General features: G+C 60.1%; 1 protein-coding gene. It reads left to right on the forward strand.

The window, feature by feature from the left end; all coding sequences use genetic code 11:
* Positions 1-49 precede the first annotated feature (49 nt).
* Positions 50-1,072, forward strand: a complete 1,023-nt coding sequence (locus tag HV770_RS38060; protein WP_175166534.1) for an IS30 family transposase — start codon at positions 50-52, stop codon at positions 1,070-1,072.
* Positions 1,073-1,104: the final 32 nt, after the last annotated feature.

Consider the following 1,104-nt stretch of genomic DNA (forward strand, 5'->3'; position numbering starts at 1 on the left):
AGCGGCCTCAAATCTGAAGTGCAACACCTATCTCGTATAAGGTGTTGCGATGCACGAAAGAACTCAGTACCAGCAACTTCAACCTGAAGAGCGTCTGACCATTGCAAGCCTGCATCTGCAGGGTTCGAGTATCCGGGCCATGGCCCGGATACTCGGGCGCTCGCCGGCCACCGTTAGCCGGGAACTGACGCGAAACAGCTCTCCCGCTGGCTACGCGTCCGTGTCGGCTGAAGCACTCAGTGCCGCACGCCGCAGCGCGGGTCGCCATCCCACAAAGCTTTGCCTGCAAAGCGTCTGCTGGCGTATCGTTCTCACCCTGCTCGAGTGGAAATGGTCTCCCCAGCAGATATCGGGCACACTCAAGCGTATGTATCCGACCGACCCGACCCAACAGGTTTCGCACGAAACCATCTACACGGCCATCTATGCCCAGCCGCGCGGCGAACTGCGCCGTCAGCTCATTGCGTGCTTGCGCCATGGCCACAGCACGCGCATGCCGCGTACACGGGGCACAGACCGGCGCGGACAGATTCCTGACATGGTCAGTATTCATGTGCGGCCGCCCGAAATCGAAGACCGACTGCTGCCTGGGCACTGGGAAGGCGACTTCATCAAGGGTGCCGGCAACCAGTCCTCGGTAGGCGTGCTGGTCGAACGGACCAGCCGGCTGGTGCTGCTTGCCAAGATGGAAGACGCCACCGCCGCTTCAGCGCTGGCGGGCTTCTCCGCCAAACTCAATTCGATTGTCGCGCCATTACGGCAGAGCTTCACCTACGACCAGGGCAAAGAAATGTCGCGCCATAAAGAGCTCACCGCCGCAACCGGCGTGAAGGTGTACTTCTGCGACCCCCACAGTCCCTGGCAACGCGGCACTTGCGAAAACACCAACGGGCTACTGCGCCAGTATCTGCCCAAAAGCACAGACCTTTCGGTCTACAGTCAGGACGAACTTGACGCTATCGCCGACAGTCTGAACAGCCGACCTCGCGCGACTCATGCCTTCCATTCGCCATTCGAGGTCTTCGCCGCGACCCTTGCCTCAGCAAGTCAACCTCAAGGCTCTAAACATTAAACCCGCTGTTGCGCTTCACTCTTGAAACCGCC

Origin of the sequence: Paraburkholderia fynbosensis, from assembly GCF_902859935.1 — a bacterium.
Lineage (GTDB): Bacteria > Pseudomonadota > Gammaproteobacteria > Burkholderiales > Burkholderiaceae > Paraburkholderia > Paraburkholderia fynbosensis.